Origin of the sequence: Azospirillum sp. OGB3, from assembly GCF_014192915.1 — a bacterium.
Classification (GTDB): domain Bacteria; phylum Pseudomonadota; class Alphaproteobacteria; order Azospirillales; family Azospirillaceae; genus Azospirillum.
The window spans coordinates 83,032-101,646 of sequence record NZ_JACHYN010000009.1; the positions used below are offsets into that span (position 1 = coordinate 83,032).

The following is an 18,615-nucleotide window of genomic DNA, read 5'->3' on the forward strand; positions in this document are numbered from 1 at the left end:
TTCCGCCGGCGCGGAAGGGGCCTTTCTTCTTTACCAAGAGCTTCGTCCCGGCCCGGATTCAGTCCGGCGGGATGCCCAGCCGCAGCAGCATCTCCACGAGGCCGCTTTCCCCGACGGCCAGGGCGGCCTGGGACGGGGTCAGCCAGCGGCGCTCGCGCTGGCCCTTCTCGGGCCACTCGTCCAGCACCTCGTCGACCTCCAGCAGGAAGACGGTCACCGCGCACAGCACCGACTTGTTGACGCTGAGCCGCTTCATGTAGCGGAAGTTGCCGAAGGGCCGGTGGTCGACGGTGCCCCGCACGCCGGCTTCCTCGTAGGCTTCCCGCGCCGCCATGTCGCAGGGCTTCACGCCCTCCTCCGCCCACCCCTTGGGGATGATCCACCGCTTGGTTTCCCGCGACGTGACCAGCAGGATTTCCGGCCGGCCGTTGCGAAGGCGGAAAGGAAGGGCGGCGTATTGGGTGGCGGGAGTGCGGTTGCTCATCATGTCCAAGTGGGAAGGCCGGACCCGCGATCCAACTCGGCTGAACCGGATGACGGGTGATCATTCATAGGACGATGGGCGGGGGTGCTCCGTACCGCCCATCGTCATCCTGATCATCCCCTATTAACGTTACTCAGTGGCAAATTCTTCCGTCAGACGGTCAACAATTTCGCCTACGCCGAACCGGATAGGATCACTGGCCGGAAGGCCATGGGCCTTGGCCGCCGCCTCCAGGCAGGCGCGCGCCTCGTCCTCGCCATAGGCCTTGGTGTTGATGGCGATGCCGACCGGACGGATGGCGGGGTTGGTCAGTTGCCCGCAGCGGATGGTCAGGTCGATGACCTCCTGGATCGACGGCAGCGGGTGCTGCACGCCGCGCATGGTGCTGCGGGTCGGCTCGTGGCAGACGACGAAGGCGTCGGGCTGGGCACCGTGCAGCAGCCCCAGCGACACACCCGCGAAGGAGGGGTGGTAGAGCGAGCCCTGCCCCTCGATCAGGTCCCAGTGGGCTGGGTCGGCCGCTGGGGCGATCCACTCCACCGCGCCGGAGATGAAGTCCGCCACCACCGCGTCGATGGCGACCCCGCGTCCGGAGATGAACACGCCGGTCTGGCCGGTGGCGCGGAAATCCGCGTCCATGCCGCGGGCGCGCATCTCCTTCTCCAGGGCCAGCGCCGTGTACTTCTTGCCGACGGAGCAGTCGGTGCCCACCGTCAGCAGCCGCCGGCCCGGACGCTTGGTGCCCTTGCCGGTGGCGAAGCGCTGGTCGGAATGGCGGACGTTGAAAAGCTGGCGGCCGTGGCGCGCCGCCGCCTCGGCGATGGCCGGGATGCTTTCCAGCCGGGTGTGCAGGCCGCTCGCCACGTCCATGCCGGCCTCGATGGCCTGGACGATGACGCTCGTCCAATGCTCCGGCAGGACGCCGCCGGCGTTCACCACGCCGACCACCAGCGTGCGGGCGCCCCGCCCTGCCGCTTCCGCGATCGTCATGTCGGGAATGCCGAGGTCGGCCTTGCAGCCCTCCAGCCGGATCTGGCCGAGGCACCAGTCGCGCCGCCAGTCCACGATGCCCTGCGCGGTCTTGGCGCCGAGCTGGTCCTGAACGTCGCCGAGGAACATCAGGTAGGGATGGGGAATGTTCATGGTCGGGTCCTCTCGAAAAGACCGGATGTTTCCGTTAGGCGGCTTCGGGGGTCAGGCGGCGGGCGGACATCTGGCGGAGCAGGACGGGCACGATCAGCGCCAGCCCCAGCAGCGACGAATACAGCTCCGGCGTCACCAGCAGGATGGCGGCGATGCCGAGCAGCAGCCGCTCCCACCCCCGCATCGTGGTCAGCAGCCAGCCGGTCAGGGTGGCGCCCAGACAGACGATGCCGACGATGCAGCCAAGGAAGGCGATGAAGAAGTCCGGCCAGTTGAAGCCCGGCGCCACCAGCAGCAGCGACGGCGAGAAGACGAAGACGAAGGGCACCAGCGCCTTCGCCAGCCCCAGCCGGAAGGCGGTGTTGCCGGTCTTGAAGGGGTCGGCTCCCGCCATGCCCGCCGCCGCGTAGGCCGCCAGGGCCACCGGTGGCGTGATGTCGGCCAGCACGCCGTAGTAGAAGACGAAGAAATGCGCGACGATCGGCGCCACCCCCAGCAGACCCAGCGCCGGGGCGGCGATGGTCGCCATGATGATGTAGTTGGCCGTCGTCGGGATGCCGCAGCCCATCAGGATGCAGACCACGCCGGTCATGATCAGGGTGAACAGCAGCGTCAGCCCCTTGGCGTCGGCCAGCCAGCCCGGCAGGAACGCCCCGGCCCACACCGCCATCTCGCCCGCGGTGGAGGTGACGATGTAGGAGATCTTGAAGCCCACGCCGGTCAGCGTGACCACGCCGACGATGATGCCCACCGTGGCGGCGGCGGCGCCGACCGCCAGCGCGTATTTGGCGCCGTCGCGCAGCCCGTCCAGAACCTCCCAGATGGTCATGCGCTTGCGCGGGTTCAGCAGGCCGACCGCGATGCACAGGGTGATGCCCCAGAAGGCCGCCATGTAGGGGGTGTAGCCGGCGATCAGGATGCCGATCAGCACGACCAGCGGGATGACCGTCGGCCAGTCGCGGCGGAAGGCTTCCTTCAGATCCGGCATTTCGTCGGGGCGCAGGCCGCGCAGGCCGTTGCGCTTGGCTTCGAAATGCACCTGAACAAGAACGCCGAAGAAATGCATGAAGGCCGGGACGATGGCCGCCATGATGATGGTCGTGTAGGGCAGGCCCAGGAACTCGATCATCAGGAAGGCGGCGGCGCCCATGATCGGCGGGGTGATCTGCCCGCCGGTGGAGGCCGTCGATTCCACGGCGGCGGCGAAATGCGGCTTGTAGCCCATCCGCTTCATCGCCGGGATGGTCAGCGAGCCCACCGTCACCGTGTTGGCGACCGAGGAGCCGGAGATCATGCCGAACAGCGCCGACCCGAAGATGGCGACCTTGGCGGGACCGCCGGCGTAGCGCCCGGCCACCCAGGCCGCGCAGTCGAGGAAGAGCTGCCCTAGCCCGATGCGCGTGGCGAAGACGCCGAACAGCACGAAGTGGAAGACGTAGGTCGCCACCACGCCGAGCGCGATGCCGTAGACGCCCTGCGTCGTCAGATACAGATGGTCGACGAGTTGCGAGACCGTGGCGCCGGGATGCTTCAGCAGCCCGGGCATCTGCGGCCCCCAGATCGCGTAGCTCATGAAGATCAGCGAGATGATCGGCAGCGGCCAGCCGACCGACCGGCGCGTCGCCTCCAGCAGCACGATGATCAGGATGGAGCCGAGGATGACGTCGGTGGTGGTCGGGTTGCCGACGCGGAAGGCCAGATCGTCGAGCGGGATCAGCGGGACATGCATCACCGCGACCACCGCGCCGATGGCCAGCGCCCAGTCCTGAAGGCCGATGCCCAGCGGGCGCAGCAGCGTCCCCATCACCGGCTCGCCGTAGCCGCGCTTGGTGAAGGGGAAGACCAGGAAGACGAGGCCCAGCACGAAGGACAGATGGATGCCCCGGTGCTCCATCTCCGGCAGCAGGCCGAAGCCGGCGGTGTAGTAATGGAACAGCGACAGAATGATCAGCAGCCCGCCGACCAGCTTTCCGGCCAGCGGCGACAGCGGCCGGAAGCGTATCTCGGAGTCGAACTTCTCCTCCAGCTCCCGCGCCTTGGCCTCGTCGAGTTCCATGGACGCGGAATCCAGCCGGATGTCGGATGGCGGATCGCGATGGGTATCGGTCATGGATGCTCCAGAATAAATCGGGCTGGGCCGGCGCATGCTCAAAGCCCCCTCTCCCCCCTGGGGAGAGGGTCGGGGTGAGGGGGGTGCGCGTGGCGGACCGTCCGGCACAAGCGCATCCCCCTACCCCACCCGCTTCGCGGGCACCCTCTCTCGGGAGAGGAGAGGGTTAGGATTGCCAAGCTGATCAGACGCGCCTTACTTCAGGACGCCCTGCTCCTTGAAGAACTTCTCCGCACCCGGATGCAGCGGGATGCCCAGGCCGTTGGTCGCCGTCTGCAACGTGACGAGCTTGCCCTTGGCGTGGCCGGCTTCGAGCGCGGCGCGGCTCTTCTCGTTGTAGAGCGTCTTGACGATGTTGTAGACGAGGTCGTCCGGCTGTTTGGCGCTGGTCAGCCACTGGGCGTTAACGGAGATGGTCGCCGTCTCCGGAACGTCCTTGTAGGTGTTGGCCGGCACCGTGTCCTTGGCGAAGAACTGGTACTGGGCCAGCATCTTGTCGATTTCCGGCCCGGTGATCGGGACCAGCGAGATGCCCGAGGAGGTCGCGAGTTCGGAGATGGCGCCGGTCGGGTAGCCCCCGACGAAGAAGTAGGCGTCCAGCGCGCCGTCGCGCAGGCGGTCGCCCGCCGGGCCCGGCTTCAGATATTCCGCCTTCACGTCCTTCTCGGTCAGGCCGAAGGCGCCGAGCACGATGCGCGAGTCGACCAGCGTGCCCGAGCCCGGCTCGTCCAGCGACACCCGCTTGCCCTTCAGGTCGGCAACCGACTTGATGTTGGCGTCCTTGCGGGCGACCAGATGGATGGTTTCCGGGTAGAGCGTGGCGATGACGCGCAGGTCCTCCACCTTGCCCTTGCCCTCGAACAGGCCGGTGCCGGTGTGGGCCCAATAGGCGACATCCGACTGCGAGAAGCCCGACTCGGACGAACCACCCTTGATGGCGTTGATGTTGGCGACGGAGCCGTTGGAGGCCACGGCGGTCGCCACCAGACCGGGCACGCCGCCGTTGGCGCCGGAGATGACGTTGGCGATCAGCCCGCCCACCGGATAGTAGGTGCCGGCGGTGCCGCCCGTGCCGATGCGGAAGAAGGCCGGGGTCTGCGCCACGGCGACGGTGGCGCCGATGGCGACCGCGCCCGCCACGGCGGCGAAGGCCAGACGGCGGGTCTTGGACATGAACTTCACGACAACCTCCCAATTATTTCGCGTCGTAACGAAATGATGCCTTTGGGTAGGAGGCTTGTCGACACGAATGGGAGACCGGTCCGGACATACGGCCCATTCCGAAAGCGGGTGAACCGTATGTCCGGACGGAAAGGCGTCAGCCCTCCAGCAGCGCCGCTGCGTGGTGGCGCAGATGGTCGTCGATGAAGCTGGCGATGAAGAAGTAGCTGTGGTCGTAGCCCGGCTGCATCCGCAGGGTCAGCGGGTGGCCCGCCGCCTCCGCCGCCCGTTGCAGATTCTCCGGCTTCAGCTGCTTCTCCAGGAAGCTGTCGGCGTCGCCCTGGTCCACCAGGATCGGCAGCTTCTCCGTGGCACGGCCCAGCAGGGCGCAGCTGTCCCACTCCAGCCACGCCGCGTAATCGGTGCCGAAGAAGCGCTCGAATGCCTTCTCGCCCCAGGGCACGCTGGCCGGGTTGCCGATCGGCGCGAAGGCCGACACGGCGCGGTAGCGGCCCGGGTTGCGCAGCGCGCAGACGAGCGCGCCATGCCCGCCCATCGAATGGCCGGAGATCGAACGCCGGTCGGTCACCGGAAGTTCGGCCTCGACCAGCGCCGGCAGCTCCCGCACCACATAGTCGTGCATGCGGTAGTGCTTCGCCCACGGCTCCCGCGTCGCGTTGACGTAGAAGCCGGCGCCCAGCCCGAAGTCCCAGGCGCCGTCCGGATCGCCGGGCACGTCGGGGCCGCGCGGGCTGGTGTCCGGCGCCACGATGGCGATGCCGAGTTCCGCCGCCATCCGCATGGCGCCGGCCTTCTGCATGAAGTTCTCGTCGGTGCAGGTCAGGCCGGACAGCCAGTAGAACACCGGCACCCTGCCCGATTCGGCCTGCGGCGGCAGATAGACGGCGAACACCATGTCGCAGTCCAGCACCGCGGAGCGGTGCCGGAAACGCTTGTGCCAGCCGCCGAAGCAGCGGTTCGCCGCGATCTGGGTCAGTTGCGACTCCATCCGGTCCTCACGGGTTGTAGAGGATGACGGAACGGATGCTCTTGCCCTCGTGCATCAGGTCGAAGGCGTGGTTGATGTCCTCCAGCCCCATGGTGTGGGTGATGAAGGTGTCCAGCTCGAACTCGCCCTTCAGGTAGCGCTCCACGTAATCCGGCAACTCCGACCGGCCGCGCACGCCGCCGAAGGCGGAGCCGCGCCAGACACGCCCGGTGACCAGCTGGAACGGGCGGGTGCTGATCTCCTCCCCGGCTCCGGCGACGCCGATGATCACCGACTCGCCCCACCCCTTGTGACAGCACTCCAGCGCCGCGCGCATCACCTTCACGTTGCCGATGCACTCGAAGCTGTAGTCGACGCCGCCGTCGGTCATCTCGACCAGAACTTCCTGGATCGGGCGGTCGTAGTCCTTCGGGTTCACCACGTCGGTGGCGCCGAGCTGCTTGGCGATCTCGAACTTGTCGGGGTTGATGTCGATGCCGATGATGCGCGACGCCTTCGCCATGACGGCGCCGATGATCGCCGACAGGCCGATGCCGCCCAGGCCGAAGATGGCCACCGTCGAGCCCGGCTCGACCTTCGCGGTGTTGCGCACCGCACCCATGCCGGTGGTCACGCCGCAGCCGAGCAGGCAGACCTTCTCCAGCGGAGCGGCCTTGTTGATCTTGGCGACCGCGATCTCCGGAAGCACCGTGTATTCGGAGAAGGTGGAGGTGCCCATATAGTGGAACACCGGCTGGCCCTTCGCCGTGAAGCGGCTGGTGCCGTCCGGCATCAGCCCCTTGCCCTGGGTGGCGCGGATCGCCTGACAGAGGTTGGTCTTGCCGGACAGGCAGAATTTGCACTTGCCGCATTCCGGCGTGTAGAGCGGAATGACGTGGTCGCCCACCTGGACGGAGGTAACGCCCGGCCCGACCTCCTCGACGATGCCGGCGCCCTCATGGCCCAGGATCGCCGGGAACACGCCTTCCGAGTCCATGCCGGACAGGGTGTAGGCGTCGGTGTGACAGACGCCGGTAGCGACGATGCGCACCAGAACCTCGCCCTGCCTGGGCGCCGCGACCTCGACCTCTTCGATCTCCAGGGGGCGCTTCGCTTCCCAGGCCACCGCCGCGCGTGACTTCACCATCCCACCGTCTCCATGCGTTCGCGTTTCTTTGATGATCGACGTTAGCATTCCGCGCGCGTTGACAACGCTGCAATGTTGGAGAGGATTGTTGCCGTATGGGGATAATCGGCGCGGAATCGGGAGTTTGACGGGTGAGCCGCTGGGATGGCATCGACGAGTTCGTGGCGGTCGCCGAGTGCGGCGGCTTCTCCCGCGCGGCGGAGCGGCTGCGCATCTCCTCCTCGCAGGTCAGCCGGCAGGTGGCGCGGCTGGAGGACCGCTTGCAGGCCCGCCTGTTCTACCGCACCACCCGCAGCGTGACGCTGACCGAGGCCGGCCGCTCCCTGCTCGCCCAGTGCCGCCGCCTGATCGAGGAGCGGGACGAGGCGCTGCTCGCCGTCAGCGACCTCCAGGCGGAGCCCAAGGGCCTGCTGCGCCTGACCTGCGCGGTGGCTTATGGCGAGCGGTTCGTGGTCCCGCTGGTCAACGATTTCCTGGAGCGTTACCCGCAACTCCGCGTCGAGATCGAGCTGACCAACCGCCGGCTGGATCTGGTGCATGAGGGGGTGGACCTCGCGGTGCGGCTGGGGCGGCTGATGGATTCCAGCCTTGTCGCCACGCGGATCGCGCCGCGGGTCATGCATCTGTGCGCCGCACCGTCCTACCTGGAGCGGCGCGGGACGCCGCGCCGGCTAGACGACCTCGCCGAACACGACTGCCTGACCGGCACGGCGGACGGCTGGACCTTCGACGCGGGATCGCTGGAGGACGGCGGGCCCGAGTGGCTGTTCCGGCCGCAGGGGCGCTGGCGCTGCAACAGCGGCACGGCGGTGCTGGACGCCGCATTGCGCGGCTTCGGGCTGTGCCAGCTGCCCGATTATTATGTGGTGGAGCATCTGACGGCGGGCCGGCTGGTCTCCCTATTGGAAGCCCACCGCCCGCCCAACACCGCCGTCTGGGCCGTCTACCCGCCGCAGCGCCACCTGTCGCCCAAGGTGCGGCTGCTGATCCAGCATCTCAAGGAAGGGCTGGCCCGGAGGCCGGAATACCGTTGAGCATCGGGGACGCCCGCCGCCAACATTCCTGGATGGTTTTCCCCAAACAACATTCATTATGCGGCGAAATGGCCCATGAAAATCCCTCGAAGAGAGTGACAGCCGTCACATCGCTCGCTCCTTTCCGAACTCTATTTTCAAAACGCCTTACGGCTGGTTGCAAAAATAAGATCGATCAGGAGATGACGATGCCGGTGATTGTTGGGACCCCGGATGCGGATGAATTGCGGGGCACACAGAATGACGACGACCTTTCTGGCTTGGAAGGGAATGACACGCTGATTGGTGGAAGAGGGGCGGATATTCTGCGTGGTGGCGATGGAGATGACCGCCTGTACATCGATGCGGACGATCTGCTGATCAGCGGCGGTGCCGGCATCGATACCGTCGTCGTTCAAGGAACGGTCGGCATCACGCTGGATCTCGCCGCCACGGACATCGAGCACGCCTACGGCAGCGCGGGCGACGATGTGCTGACAGCCTCCGGCGCGATCGAAAGTGTTCTTATCGACGGCCGCGGCGGGAACGACACCATCACCGGCAGCGACTTCAACGACACCCTGCGTGGAGGAGACGGCGACGATCTGCTTCAGGGCGGCGCTGGTGACGACACGCTCGTTGGAGGCCCGGGCTTCGACACACTGTTGGGAGGCAATGGGAACGACCGCCTCTACATCAGCGGTTACGATGATTGGGGCGACGGCGGAGACGGATACGACACCGTCGTCGTGCAAGGAGGCGGCCCCGTCTACATCGACCTGGATGTTTGGAACGTCGAACGGGCCTATGGCGGTGACGGAGACGATTACTTCTACGGTGATTACCGCGCGGTTTCCGTCGAGATCAATGCGGGCGCCGGCAACGATTGGCTGGTCGGAGGCAGCGCCAATGATACGTTACGCGGCGGCGCAGGAAACGATTCCTTCGAAGGAGGCGTCGGAGCCGATCTGATCGTCGGTGGAGACGGGGTCGATATCGCCTATTTCAGCCGCTCCGGAGCGGCCGTCACCGTGAATCTGACCACCGGAATGGGAAGTGGTGGCGTTGCCGAAGGCGATCGCCTCAGCGGCATCGAGAATATTCAAGGGTCCTATTACGGCGACACCCTGATCGGCAACACGGCGGCCAACCAATTGGACGGATGGGAAGGCAACGATACCCTCTCCGGCGGGAAGGGTGACGACACCTTCATCGGCGGCAACGGCAGCGACCTCCTGATCGGTGGCTCCGGTGCGGATGCCTTTCGTTTCCTACGTTACGACACGGGAAGCGACACCATCCAGGACTTCGAAAACGGGGTGGATCGCATCGAAGTCTACGGCTGGTCGTACGGCAATCTTCCTGATGGGACACTGAACGCCGATCTGTTTGCGCTGGATGCCCCGGTCGATGCCAATGACCGCTTCATCTTCAACACCACGACCGGTGTCCTGTCCTACGATGCTGACGGCATCGGTTCCGGTGCGGGAATCGCGATCGCAACGCTGAATGTCAAGACGCTGTCCGCTTCGGACATCGTGTCGGTTTCGTACGGATCATAACGTCGTCCCGATCGACATGCGGCGAACCGGAGTCCACCGGTTCGCCGCCTTGACAGGCCACGGCGCCCTCGACGTCGCTCAGCAGGCGGTCGGACGCGGCGTGCGCTCGACCTCCAGGCCGAAGAACGGGCGCAGGGCGGTGCCAAGGTAGTTGCCGGCCAGTGCCGCGACGATCCACACCCAGCCGTGCAAACTGCCCGACGCGATGCCGCTGAAATAGGCGCCGATGTTGCAGCCGTAGGCGAGGCGCGAGCCGTAGCCGAGCAGCAGCCCGCCGACCACCGCCGCCACCAGCGACCGCAGCGGCAGTTTCCACACCGGGGCGAACTTGCCGGCCAGCCCGGCGGCGAGCAGCGCGCCCAGGATGATGCCGAAATCCATCACCGAGGTGATGTCGGCCAGCACGCTGTCCTGCAACGCCCTGGCCTGGGCCGGCGCCTGCCAGAAGGGCCAGGAGGCGACGTCCACGCCCAGCGCGGCCAGCCCCTTGCTGCCCCACAGCGCGAAGGCCGAGGTGATGCCCCACGGCCGTCCGGCCAGCGCCAGCGTCGCGAAGTTCAGCACGGCCAGCGCGACCGCGCCCCAGACCAGCGGCCAGGGACCGCGCAGGAAGCGCCGCAGCCCCTCCGTCTTCGCCGGGGCGCCCTCGATCAGGCGGCCGTGGCGCCGCCTCTCCAGCGCGAGGGTGCCGGCATAGACCGCGGCGAAGATGGCCAGGTTGACCGCCAGCGCCACCGGCCAGCCCCAGGCGGCGACCACCGACACCGGGGCGGCGGTCCATTGCGCCTGCCACCAGGGCAGGTGATAGGCGCCCAGCACCGAGCCGACGATGAAGAAGGCCAGCGTCACGACCATGCGCGTGCTGCCGCCGCCCACCGTGAACAGCGTGCCCGAGGCGCAGCCGCCGCCCAACTGCATGCCGATGCCGAACAGGAAGGCGCCGGCCACCACCGACAGGCCGACCGGTGACACCAGCCCCTTCACCGGCGTGCCGAACAGCGTCCCCGCCGCCAGCACCGGGAAGAACAGCGCGCAGGCCACGGCGAGCATGACCATCTGCGCCCGCAGCCCCGCCCCGCGCCGGTCCGCGATGAAGACGCGGAAGGCGGAGGTGAAGCCGAACAGCGCATGGTAGAGCACGAGGCCCATGGCGCCGCCCACCAGATAGAGCGCCGCCTGCCGACCCGACACGGCGTCGCCGATCCACAGGCCGCCGCCCGCCAGGGCGAGCAGCGCCACGGTGACCACCCGCCAGTCGATTCCCGGCAGAAGCGTGGCCGAACCCGCCGCCCGGCCCAGAGTCGTGTCCGTCATCCCGACACTCCAAAACAACAAAAATGAGACGTTGATAAAGGCGATTGCCTGATTGGCTTCAGTAGATAATGGGATGCTTTCCACAGGAAAGGCTGTTTTGCGCATCCCTGTCTTGCGCGGGAGACCTCCGTCAGCCCTCGGGGAACAGACGCCGGGCCAGCCGGCCGAGCGTCAGGCTCTGCACGATGATGGTGAAGGCGACGACGGCGTAGCAGGCCACCAGCAGCAGGTCGCGGTGCGGGTTGTCGGGCAGCGACAGGACCAGCGCCACCGCAATGCCGCCGCGCACCCCGCCCCAGGTCAGCACGGCGGTCGCCGCCGCCTTGCGTTGGCTGCGCAGATGAACCGCGACAACCGGAAGAACGCTCGCCAGCCGGGCCACAAGCGCCAGCAGAGGCGCCAGGACGGCTGCGACCATCACCGGCGCCTGCCAGGACAGCACCACCGCCGCCTCCAGCCCGACCAGCATGAACAGGATGGCGTTCAGGATCGCGTCGACCATCGACCAGAAGGCCTTCATAATGAAGCCCGTCCGCTCCGACGAGACGTGGTGCTTGGCGGTGTTGCCGATCAGCAACCCCGCCACCACCACGGCGATGGGGCCGGACAGGCCGAGCCGCTGGGCGAGGCTGTAGGTCGCCGCCGCCAGGGCGAGCGAGATCGACAGCTCAACCGCCGGGTCGTCCGCCCGGCTCTTCGCCCAAAAGGCGATCGAACCGGTCGCCAGCCCGAGCAGGACGCCGCCGCCCGCCTCCTTCACGATGTCCCAGGCAACGCCCAGCACCGTCACATCGGTGTCGGTCCCGGTGGCCAGCCCGAGCAGGAGGGCGAACAGCACCACCCCCATGCCGTCGTTGAACAGGCTCTCCCCCGCGATGGCGGTGCGCAGCCCCTCCGGCAGCGGCGCCTTGCGCAGCACGGCCAGCACCGCCACCGGGTCGGTCGGCGCCAGCGCCGCCCCCAGCACCAGACACCACAGCAGCGGCACCGGCTGGCCCATGGCGTCGAAGACCAGCCACATGCCGGCGCCCATGACGGCGGTCGAGATCACGACCCCCAGCGTCGCCAGCAGCGCCACCGCCCAGCGCCGCCGCCACAGCGTGCCGCTGTCCTGTTCCACCGCCCCGGCGAACAGCAGAAAGGCCAGCACCCCCTCCAGCAGCGCTTCGGGCAGGTGGGCGCTGGTCACCAGACGCTCCTCCCAGGCGCGGATGTCGATGGCCGGCACCAGCGTCCCAACCACCGCCGTCGCGAAGGCGAAGCCGAAGGCCAGCAGGAACACCCCCGCCGTCGCCGGCAGGCCGAGCAGCCCGCGGCTGGCGAAGCTGAACAGCGCCGCCAGGGTCAGCAGGAGGGACAGCAACTCGAAGGTGCCCATGAACGTCCGGCGGCTTGGGAGAGACAAGCCATGCCAACAGGGCGTCCGCCGCGATCCTCTCGCGCGTCAGCCCTCCGGGGCGTCCAGCCCCTCCAGAGTGGCCGGGGCGAAGGCGGTCCGCCAGCCCTCCCGGTGCCGGATGTCGCCGAAGGCGGGCAGCACCCGCTCCGCCCCGGTCGCCGCGACCAACGCCGTCAACTGGCGCAGCGTCGGGTGGACGTTCCAGCGCAGATACCGCGCGCGGCCGGCGTCGACCAGGGTCCGCGACGGCGTGCCCGCCGCGAGGTAGCCGGTGAAGACGATGTCCGGCCCGCCTGTCTCCCGCCTGCCCGCCCCGGCCCAGCGCTCCACCAGCTCCGCGGCGGTGCCGCTGGTGGCGTTGGGACCGGCGGCGAAGGTCACGTCGCGCGGGTCGCCCGGTTCCTTGGCGCGGTCGAGCAGCCGGCGCAGCCGTTCCTCCGTGCCGGGTCGCAGGGCGGTGTCGGCCTCCGCCAGCAGATGGGCGATGGCGACGCGGTGGGCGTCGTCGATGGCCGGAACGACGCCATGCTCCATCGCCCACAGGGCCATCTCCGGCCCCCGCCCGTCCGCCGCCACCGGGAACAGCGCGCCGCCCGCGTGCAGGAAGGGCTCCAGCGCGGCCAGCCGCTCCGCCTGCGGGGTGTCGTCCAGCCCGTAGGAGGCGTCGAGGATCACCCGCCGCGCCGGCGGCGGCGGGTCGAAGGGGAACAGGGCCGACTCGTCGGAATGGTCGCCCATGTAGAGAATCCCGCCATCCTCCGTCCCCAGATGGATCCACACCCCACCCGGCGCGTGGCCGGACCGCCCGGTCGTCACCGGCACACCCTGGGTCTCCACCGTTCCGCGGACCGGCAGCGGCAGGGCCGCGACGGTCGGCGGCAGGAGGCGGGCGGCCAGCGGCGTTGCGTAGACCGGCGGGCTGCCGAGCCGGTGGCGCAGGCCCAGGGCGCCGGCATGGTCGCCGTGGGTGTGGGTGATCAGGATGGCGTCCACCCGCCCCGCCCCGCTCAGCGGCGGCAGGCGCCCGGCGTCCGGCCCCTCGCCGAGGTCGAGCAGCAGCCGCGCCCCGCCGATCATCGCCAGGAAGCAGGCCGGCCCCTTGTTGCCCAGCCCCGACAGGGAGCGCAGCCGGACCTTGCCGCCGCGCACCGTCGTTGCCCTCGTCATAGCAGCGTCACTTGACATCACGCCCCCGTTCCGCACTGTGCCTATCCCTCGCCGCCTTCCTGAATAGCGCGACTTCCGGTGCCATGACCACTCAGACGCCCGCTCTCCTGATCGACGACGCTTCCCGCCACTATGCCGGGACGCCCGCCCCTGCGGTGGACGGCGTGACCATCGACGTGGCGGCGGGGGAGTTCCTCGCCCTGCTCGGCCCGTCGGGCTGCGGGAAAAGCACGCTGCTGCGCATGGTCGCCGGCTTCGAGCGGCTGGACGGCGGGCGCATCACGGTCGGCGGGCGCACGCTGTCCGGCCCCGGCACCCACGTCCCGCCGGAGGAGCGGCGGATCGGCCTCGTCTTCCAGTCCTACGCGCTGTGGCCGCACATGACGGTGGCCGGCAACGTCGCCTACCCGCTGGAGACCGCCCGCGTTCCCCGCGCGGAGCGGGAGCAGCGGGTGCGCGCCGCGCTCGACACGGTGGGGCTTTCGGGCTTCGACGCGCGCCACCCCGCCGAACTGTCGGGCGGCCAGCGGCAGCGCGTGGCGCTGGCCCGCTGCCTCGTGATGAGCCCGGAGCTGGTGCTGCTGGACGAGCCGCTCGCCAACCTCGACGTGCATCTGCGCGCGGCGATGGAGGAGGAGTTCGCCGACTTCCACGCCAAGACCGGCGCCACCATGGTCTATGTCACCCACGATCAGGCCGAGGCCATGGCGCTGGCGACGCGCATCGCCGTGCTCGACCGCGGGCGGCTGGCCCAGGTGGCGGCGCCCCGCACGCTCTACCGCGAACCGGCGACGCGCATGGTCGCCGGCTTCGTCGGCCAGGGCGCGGTGGTGGACGGTGTGGTGACGGGTCCGGCCGCCGACGGCCGGGCGCGGGTGCGCCTGTTCGGGGCGGACGCGCTGGTCCGCTGCCGTACCGGCCAGCCGGAGGGGCAAGCGCTGGTCTGCCTGCGGCCCGAGGATCTGGAGCCGGCGGCGGACGGTCCCATCACCGCGACGGTGGTGCGCGCCGCCTACAAGGGCGGCTTCGTCCTTGTGGAGGCCGAACCGCAGGCGGCCCCGGGCGTGCGCCTGCTGCTGCGGGTGTCCGGCGACGCCCAGGTCGCGCCGGGCGAAGCGCTGCGCCTCGCCGTGCGCGACGGCTGGGTGGTGCCGGAGGGGGCGTGAGGTGGTTGGCGTAGAGCCCCCCTCCCAGCCTCCCCCCGCTGCGCAGGGGGAGGAGTTAAAGCCCTCCCCTGCGAAGCGGGGGAGGGTTGGGTGGGGGCCCGTCTCGGGAACGCCTCACCCCCGCCAGGGAATGATCCCCGCCGGCAGCCGCCGCCCCAGCCAGCCGACGGCCAGCAGCACCGCCACGACCACGGCGATCGTCACCACGCTCAGCGCCGCGGCGAGCGTCGGGCTGCCGCCCTCCTCCAGCGCGTAGACAACGACGCCCAGGGTCTCCCGCCCCTGCGACCACAGCAGGATCGACACGGTCAGCTCGTTGAAGGCGGTCAGGAACACCAGCACCCCGCCCGCCGCCGCCGCGGGGGCCACCAGCGGCGCCACGATGGTGCGCAGGCGGCGCAGCGGGCCGGCGCCGCAGGCGCGCGCCGCTTCCTCCATCGCCGGGTCCAGCGCGGCGCAGGCGGCCTGGGCCGGGCGCAGGGCCAGCGACAGGAAGCGCGCCAGATAGGCCGCCAGGATGATCCCCAGCGTGCCGTACAGGCTGACGCTCAGCAGCGGCAGCGGCTTCAGGAAGACCAGGATGCAGCCGATTGCCAGCACCACGCCGGGCACCGCGTGCGGCAGCTCGATCAGCACGCCGACGGCGCGGACCAGCCGCCCACCCTTTCCAGGCCCGGCCATCGCATGGGCCAGCGGGATCGCCAGCAGGGTCAGCAGCAGCGCCGCCGCCCCCGACAGCACGAAGGAATTGGTGAAGGCCCGCCCCACCTGATCCAGCCCCAGCACCGTCGCGTAATGCGCCAGCGTCGCCGTCTCCGGCCCCAGCGGAAGGCCGTAGACGCGGATCAGGCTGGTCGAGGCCAGAGCCGCCAGCGGAGCCGCCAGGATCAGCGCCACCACGCTCCAGCAGAGGATTTCCAGCGGGCGCCGCGCCCGGCCCAGCCGCAGCACCGCCGCGGGCGCCGAGCCGCCGATCACCCGCGCGTCCACCCGCGCCTGGAGCGCCATCTGCGCGGCGATGCCGATGCAGGCGATGGCGCCGATCAGCACGGCCAGCACCGCGACCTCCGGCAGAACGGACGGGCCGAACCCGGCCAGCCGCCGGTAGATCAGCGTCGGCAGCACCGGAATCCCCGCCGGGATGCCGAGCAGCGCCGGAACCCCGAAATTGCCCAGCGCGGCGACGAAGGACAGGGCCAGACCGGCGGCCAGACCCGGCAGGCTGAGCGGCAGGACGATGGTGCGCAGCACCCGCCCCCGCCGGGCACCCGCCGCCTGCGCCGCCTCCACCAGATCGCGCGGTACGGCGCGGAGCGCGGCGCGCAGCGCCAGAAAGACCAGCGGCGCGTGCTCGATCCCCATCACCAGGATCATCCCGGCGGAGGAATAGACCGGATTCGGCGTGCCCGGCGCCGGGGCGAGTCCCAGCGGCTTCAGCAGCGGGCTTCCCGACCCGGCGAGGTGAATCCACGACAGGGCGACGATCTGCGCCGGAATCATCAGAGGCAGGATCAGGCAGAAGGCCAGCGCCGTCTTGCCCCTCAGGTCGGTCATGCCGCAGAGCAGCGCGAAGGGCACGCCAAGCGCCGCCGCGACAACCGTGGCCCCCGCCGCGATGGCGACGCTGTTCCCGGTGGCGCGCCACGTCATCTTGGACGTCAGCACGCGGGTCATCGCCGTCAGGTCGCCCGCCGCCATGGGCCCGGCGACCTCCCACACCAGCCGCAGGATCGGCAGCAGGACGATCAGCCCGGCCAGCGCGAACAGCAGCGGCGCCCCGGAAACGGAAAAACGACCGGCGGCGTGGAAAGGCCGCCGGTCGCCAAAGGTGGCGAGACTCATCCTCAGCCGCCGAACAGGTCGGCGAAGTCCTTCTTGTTGGCCTCGTCGTCCTTCAGGGCCTTGGCCGGGTCATAGGGCATCAGCGAGATGAAGGAGGTGTCCGGGAACCCGGCCGGCGGCGCCACCCCCGGCAGCGCCGGCAGGAAGCCCTGGCGGGAGGCCAGCTCCTGCCCCTCCTTGCTCAGCAGGAAGGCGATGAAGGCCTTGGCGGCGTCGGGATTCTTGCTGGTGTTCAGGATGGCCACCGGCTCGGTCACCGCGCTGACGCCCTCCTTGGGGAAGACGAAGGCGACGGGGGCGCCCTTGGCCTGCTCGCGGATCGGCAGATAGTCGACGATGACGCCGTACAGCTTCTCGCCGCTGGCCACCGACTTCAGGATGCCGCCGTTGCCCTTGGCCGCGGTGGTGCCGTTGGCCTGGAGCTTCTCGTAGAAGGCCATGCCGAGATCCGGCTGCTCCTTCACGGCGGCCATGTGGATGGCGGCGGCGCCGGAATAGAGGGGGCTGGGCATCACGGTGGTGCCCTTGGCCTCCGGCTTCAGCAGGTCGAGCCAGGAGGAGGGCTTCATCGGCGCCGCCGTGTTGTAGGCGATCCCGGTGGTGATCAGCTTGGTGGCGAACCAGGTGCCGTCCGGATCGTGGGTGCCGGGGCGGTAGCCCTGGACCGGCGCGTCCTTGTAGGCCAGCAGGCGCTTCTCCGCCTTCAGCGACTCCATGGTCACCGCGTCGGCGATCAGCAGCAGGTCGGCCTGCGGGCTGCCCGCGGCGATCTCGGCGCGGAGCTTGTTCATCAGCTCGGTCGTGCCGCTGCGGACCCATTCGACCTCGACGCCGGGGTTCTTGGCCTTGAAGGCGTCCACCGTCTGCTTCGCGTCGGCTTCGAGCTGGGAGGTGTAGAGCACCAGCTTGCCGGTCGGCTTGTCGGTGGCGGCCTGGGCGGGCAAGGCCAGCAGAAGCGCGCTCGCGGCGACGGCGGCGATGGTCGTTCCTATGGCGGCGAACGCCGCGGCCAGATGTGTGCGCTTGGCCTTCATGTCTCCCGTTTCCCTCTCTGGTCGTCTCCGCCGGTCCGGAGCCTCACTGGAGTGCCCCGGTATGCGAACGAAGGCCCTTGTTTACGCCAGAACCATGACAGCCGCGTGACGGCGGCCGTTCCGGCCGGTCTTCAGCGTCATACCCGATTGGGGCGGCACAGGGAAAGGGGAGGGCCTGCGGACGGGGATTCCGCGGCAGCGGTTTCCTCTTTGCCGAGGCCCAGCGCGTTGCGGGTGGCCTCCAGCCGGTCGGCGGAACGCGCCATGGCGTTCGCGCTCTTGCGCAGGCGGTGCAGGCTGCGAACCATGCTGTTCACCGCGGCACCGCGGAGCTGGGCGGCCCGGGCGGCGGGGGCGTCCTTGTCGTCGGGCACGGCGTGCAGGGGGGACGGCTTCGTCACCAGCAGGGTGGAGACCTCCAGCCGCATGGCGTTGTCGCGGACCGCATGGACGCGGTGAACCAGTTCGGCCAGGGATATGTCGCGGCACAGGCCGCGGCACCACAAGGCGCCGGTCTCCGACCTCATGCAGAATCCGCAGCCCGTTTCCTGGCTCCACAAGCGTTTCGCGGTGTGTACCGGCATGCTCCCCACCTCGTTGCCCCGGCTCCAGAAGAGCGCCGGAGGGGGCCGCGAGGCAAAACGTCTTTGGCGATACCGCTCTGTGGGGATGCCAGAGCGCCCCTTCTTCGAACGGAGACGCGCGAAGGGCTTGGAAGACGGGCCGTTCGGCAGCACCCTTACGGACGACAGCCCAAGCGACAGGAGCGCGCACCGTGACCAGCGAAGCCCCCGACCGGCCCACCCTTCAGATCGAATATTGCCGCCAGTGCCGCTGGATGCTGCGCGCCGCCTGGATGGCGCAGGAGCTTCTGACCACCTTCGAGGAGGAACTGGGCGGCGTCACCCTGATGCCCGGCACCGGGGGCATCTTCGAGGTGCGGCACGGCACTGCGGTGGTCTGGTCGCGCAAGGCCGAGGGCCGCTTCCCCGACATCACCGAACTGAAGCAGCGGGTGCGCGATCACATCGCCCCGGACAAGCCCCTGGGCCACGCCGACCGCAAGCGGCCGGCGGAGCCGTGAG

The 18,615-nt window shown here is 69.4% G+C and carries 16 protein-coding genes; 4 read left to right on the top strand and 12 right to left on the bottom strand.

Features of this window, described 5'->3' with window-relative positions; all coding sequences use genetic code 11:
• Positions 1-58 precede the first annotated feature (58 nt).
• From FHW79_RS18435 to FHW79_RS18460, 6 genes are all read right to left on the bottom strand, one after another.
• Positions 59-484: an NUDIX hydrolase gene (locus FHW79_RS18435; protein ID WP_145680993.1), complete on the bottom strand. Its 426-nt coding sequence runs from the start codon at positions 482-484 to the stop codon at positions 59-61.
• Positions 485-613: 129 nt separating this feature from the next.
• Positions 614-1,627 carry an N-acetyltransferase DgcN gene (gene dgcN / locus FHW79_RS18440; RefSeq protein WP_183180303.1) on the bottom strand — a complete coding sequence of 338 codons (1,014 nt, stop codon included), beginning with the start codon at positions 1,625-1,627 and terminating at the stop codon, positions 614-616.
• Positions 1,628-1,661: 34 nt separating this feature from the next.
• A complete protein-coding gene (locus tag FHW79_RS18445; RefSeq protein WP_211108366.1) occupies positions 1,662-3,737 on the bottom strand; it encodes a TRAP transporter permease in 2,076 nt (691 codons plus the stop codon).
• Positions 3,738-3,932: 195 nt separating this feature from the next.
• The gene (locus tag FHW79_RS18450; RefSeq protein WP_211108381.1) at positions 3,933-4,910 is read right to left on the bottom strand and encodes a TAXI family TRAP transporter solute-binding subunit; all 978 of its coding nucleotides are present in this window, start codon (positions 4,908-4,910) and stop codon (positions 3,933-3,935) included.
• Positions 4,911-5,055: 145 nt separating this feature from the next.
• Positions 5,056-5,907 carry an S-formylglutathione hydrolase gene (gene fghA, locus FHW79_RS18455; RefSeq protein ID WP_183180305.1) on the bottom strand — a complete coding sequence of 284 codons (852 nt, stop codon included), beginning with the start codon at positions 5,905-5,907 and terminating at the stop codon, positions 5,056-5,058.
• Positions 5,908-5,914: 7 nt separating this feature from the next.
• On the bottom strand, positions 5,915-7,033 hold the full coding sequence (locus tag FHW79_RS18460) for an S-(hydroxymethyl)glutathione dehydrogenase/class III alcohol dehydrogenase (protein ID WP_211108367.1): 1,119 nt from the start codon (positions 7,031-7,033) through the stop codon (positions 5,915-5,917).
• A gap of 131 nt (positions 7,034-7,164) precedes the next feature.
• On the opposite strand from FHW79_RS18460, the gene FHW79_RS18465 reads away from it, so the two are divergent.
• Together FHW79_RS18465 and FHW79_RS33300 are read left to right on the top strand one after the other, a co-directional pair.
• Positions 7,165-8,067: a LysR substrate-binding domain-containing protein gene (locus tag FHW79_RS18465; protein ID WP_183180306.1), complete on the top strand. Its 903-nt coding sequence runs from the start codon at positions 7,165-7,167 to the stop codon at positions 8,065-8,067.
• Positions 8,064-9,608: a calcium-binding protein gene (locus FHW79_RS33300; RefSeq protein WP_183180307.1), complete on the top strand. Its 1,545-nt coding sequence runs from the start codon at positions 8,064-8,066 to the stop codon at positions 9,606-9,608. Before FHW79_RS18465 ends, FHW79_RS33300 begins: the two co-directional genes overlap by 4 nt.
• A gap of 78 nt (positions 9,609-9,686) precedes the next feature.
• Here the strand turns inward: FHW79_RS33300 and FHW79_RS18475 are convergent, their stop codons facing one another.
• The 3 genes from FHW79_RS18475 to FHW79_RS18485 all read right to left on the bottom strand — a co-directional run bounded on the left by FHW79_RS18475 (position 9,687) and on the right by FHW79_RS18485 (position 13,488).
• A complete protein-coding gene (locus FHW79_RS18475; protein WP_183180308.1) occupies positions 9,687-10,922 on the bottom strand; it encodes a YeeE/YedE family protein in 1,236 nt (411 codons plus the stop codon).
• Between the two features lie 130 nt (positions 10,923-11,052).
• On the bottom strand, positions 11,053-12,300 hold the full coding sequence (locus FHW79_RS18480; protein ID WP_183180309.1) for a sodium:proton antiporter: 1,248 nt from the start codon (positions 12,298-12,300) through the stop codon (positions 11,053-11,055).
• Between the two features lie 66 nt (positions 12,301-12,366).
• Complete coding sequence (locus FHW79_RS18485) at positions 12,367-13,488, bottom strand: MBL fold metallo-hydrolase (RefSeq protein WP_183180310.1); 1,122 nt, start codon at positions 13,486-13,488, stop codon at positions 12,367-12,369.
• 83 nt (positions 13,489-13,571) lie between these two features.
• Here FHW79_RS18485 and FHW79_RS18490 point away from each other — a divergent pair, with 83 nt between their 5' ends.
• Positions 13,572-14,654: an ABC transporter ATP-binding protein gene (locus FHW79_RS18490; protein ID WP_183180311.1), complete on the top strand. Its 1,083-nt coding sequence runs from the start codon at positions 13,572-13,574 to the stop codon at positions 14,652-14,654.
• 114 nt (positions 14,655-14,768) lie between these two features.
• Here FHW79_RS18490 and FHW79_RS18495 read toward each other — a convergent pair whose 3' ends face one another.
• The 3 genes from FHW79_RS18495 to FHW79_RS18505 all read right to left on the bottom strand — a co-directional run bounded on the left by FHW79_RS18495 (position 14,769) and on the right by FHW79_RS18505 (position 18,057).
• Positions 14,769-16,496 (bottom strand): iron ABC transporter permease, encoded by a 1,728-nt coding sequence (locus FHW79_RS18495; RefSeq protein WP_183180312.1) that lies wholly within the window; start codon positions 16,494-16,496, stop codon positions 14,769-14,771.
• Positions 16,497-16,498: 2 nt separating this feature from the next.
• Positions 16,499-17,530 carry an ABC transporter substrate-binding protein gene (locus FHW79_RS18500; protein WP_183180313.1) on the bottom strand — a complete coding sequence of 344 codons (1,032 nt, stop codon included), beginning with the start codon at positions 17,528-17,530 and terminating at the stop codon, positions 16,499-16,501.
• Positions 17,531-17,667: 137 nt separating this feature from the next.
• Positions 17,668-18,057 carry a hypothetical protein gene (locus tag FHW79_RS18505; RefSeq protein WP_247884491.1) on the bottom strand — a complete coding sequence of 130 codons (390 nt, stop codon included), beginning with the start codon at positions 18,055-18,057 and terminating at the stop codon, positions 17,668-17,670.
• 248 nt (positions 18,058-18,305) lie between these two features.
• Between FHW79_RS18505 and FHW79_RS18510 the strand changes: the two genes are divergently transcribed.
• Positions 18,306-18,614: a SelT/SelW/SelH family protein gene (locus FHW79_RS18510; RefSeq protein WP_183180315.1), complete on the top strand. Its 309-nt coding sequence runs from the start codon at positions 18,306-18,308 to the stop codon at positions 18,612-18,614.
• Position 18,615 lies beyond the last annotated feature (1 nt).

Excerpts from the sequence above, each read along its gene's own strand:
- FHW79_RS18435 (WP_145680993.1), bottom strand. The coding sequence starts at position 484 with ATGAGCAACCGCACTCCCGCCACCCAATACGCCGCCCTTCCTTTCCGC.
- dgcN (WP_183180303.1), bottom strand. The coding sequence starts at position 1,627 with ATGAACATTCCCCATCCCTACCTGATGTTCCTCGGCGACGTTCAGGAC.
- FHW79_RS18445 (WP_211108366.1), bottom strand. The coding sequence starts at position 3,737 with ATGACCGATACCCATCGCGATCCGCCATCCGACATCCGGCTGGATTCC.
- FHW79_RS18450 (WP_211108381.1), bottom strand. The coding sequence starts at position 4,910 with ATGTCCAAGACCCGCCGTCTGGCCTTCGCCGCCGTGGCGGGCGCGGTC.
- fghA (WP_183180305.1), bottom strand. The coding sequence starts at position 5,907 with ATGGAGTCGCAACTGACCCAGATCGCGGCGAACCGCTGCTTCGGCGGC.
- FHW79_RS18460 (WP_211108367.1), bottom strand. The coding sequence starts at position 7,033 with ATGGTGAAGTCACGCGCGGCGGTGGCCTGGGAAGCGAAGCGCCCCCTG.
- FHW79_RS18475 (WP_183180308.1), bottom strand. The coding sequence starts at position 10,922 with ATGACGGACACGACTCTGGGCCGGGCGGCGGGTTCGGCCACGCTTCTG.
- FHW79_RS18480 (WP_183180309.1), bottom strand. The coding sequence starts at position 12,300 with ATGGGCACCTTCGAGTTGCTGTCCCTCCTGCTGACCCTGGCGGCGCTG.
- FHW79_RS18485 (WP_183180310.1), bottom strand. The coding sequence starts at position 13,488 with ATGACGAGGGCAACGACGGTGCGCGGCGGCAAGGTCCGGCTGCGCTCC.
- FHW79_RS18490 (WP_183180311.1), top strand. The coding sequence starts at position 13,572 with ATGACCACTCAGACGCCCGCTCTCCTGATCGACGACGCTTCCCGCCAC.
- FHW79_RS18495 (WP_183180312.1), bottom strand. The coding sequence starts at position 16,496 with ATGAGTCTCGCCACCTTTGGCGACCGGCGGCCTTTCCACGCCGCCGGT.
- FHW79_RS18500 (WP_183180313.1), bottom strand. The coding sequence starts at position 17,530 with ATGAAGGCCAAGCGCACACATCTGGCCGCGGCGTTCGCCGCCATAGGA.
- FHW79_RS18505 (WP_247884491.1), bottom strand. The coding sequence starts at position 18,057 with ATGAGGTCGGAGACCGGCGCCTTGTGGTGCCGCGGCCTGTGCCGCGAC.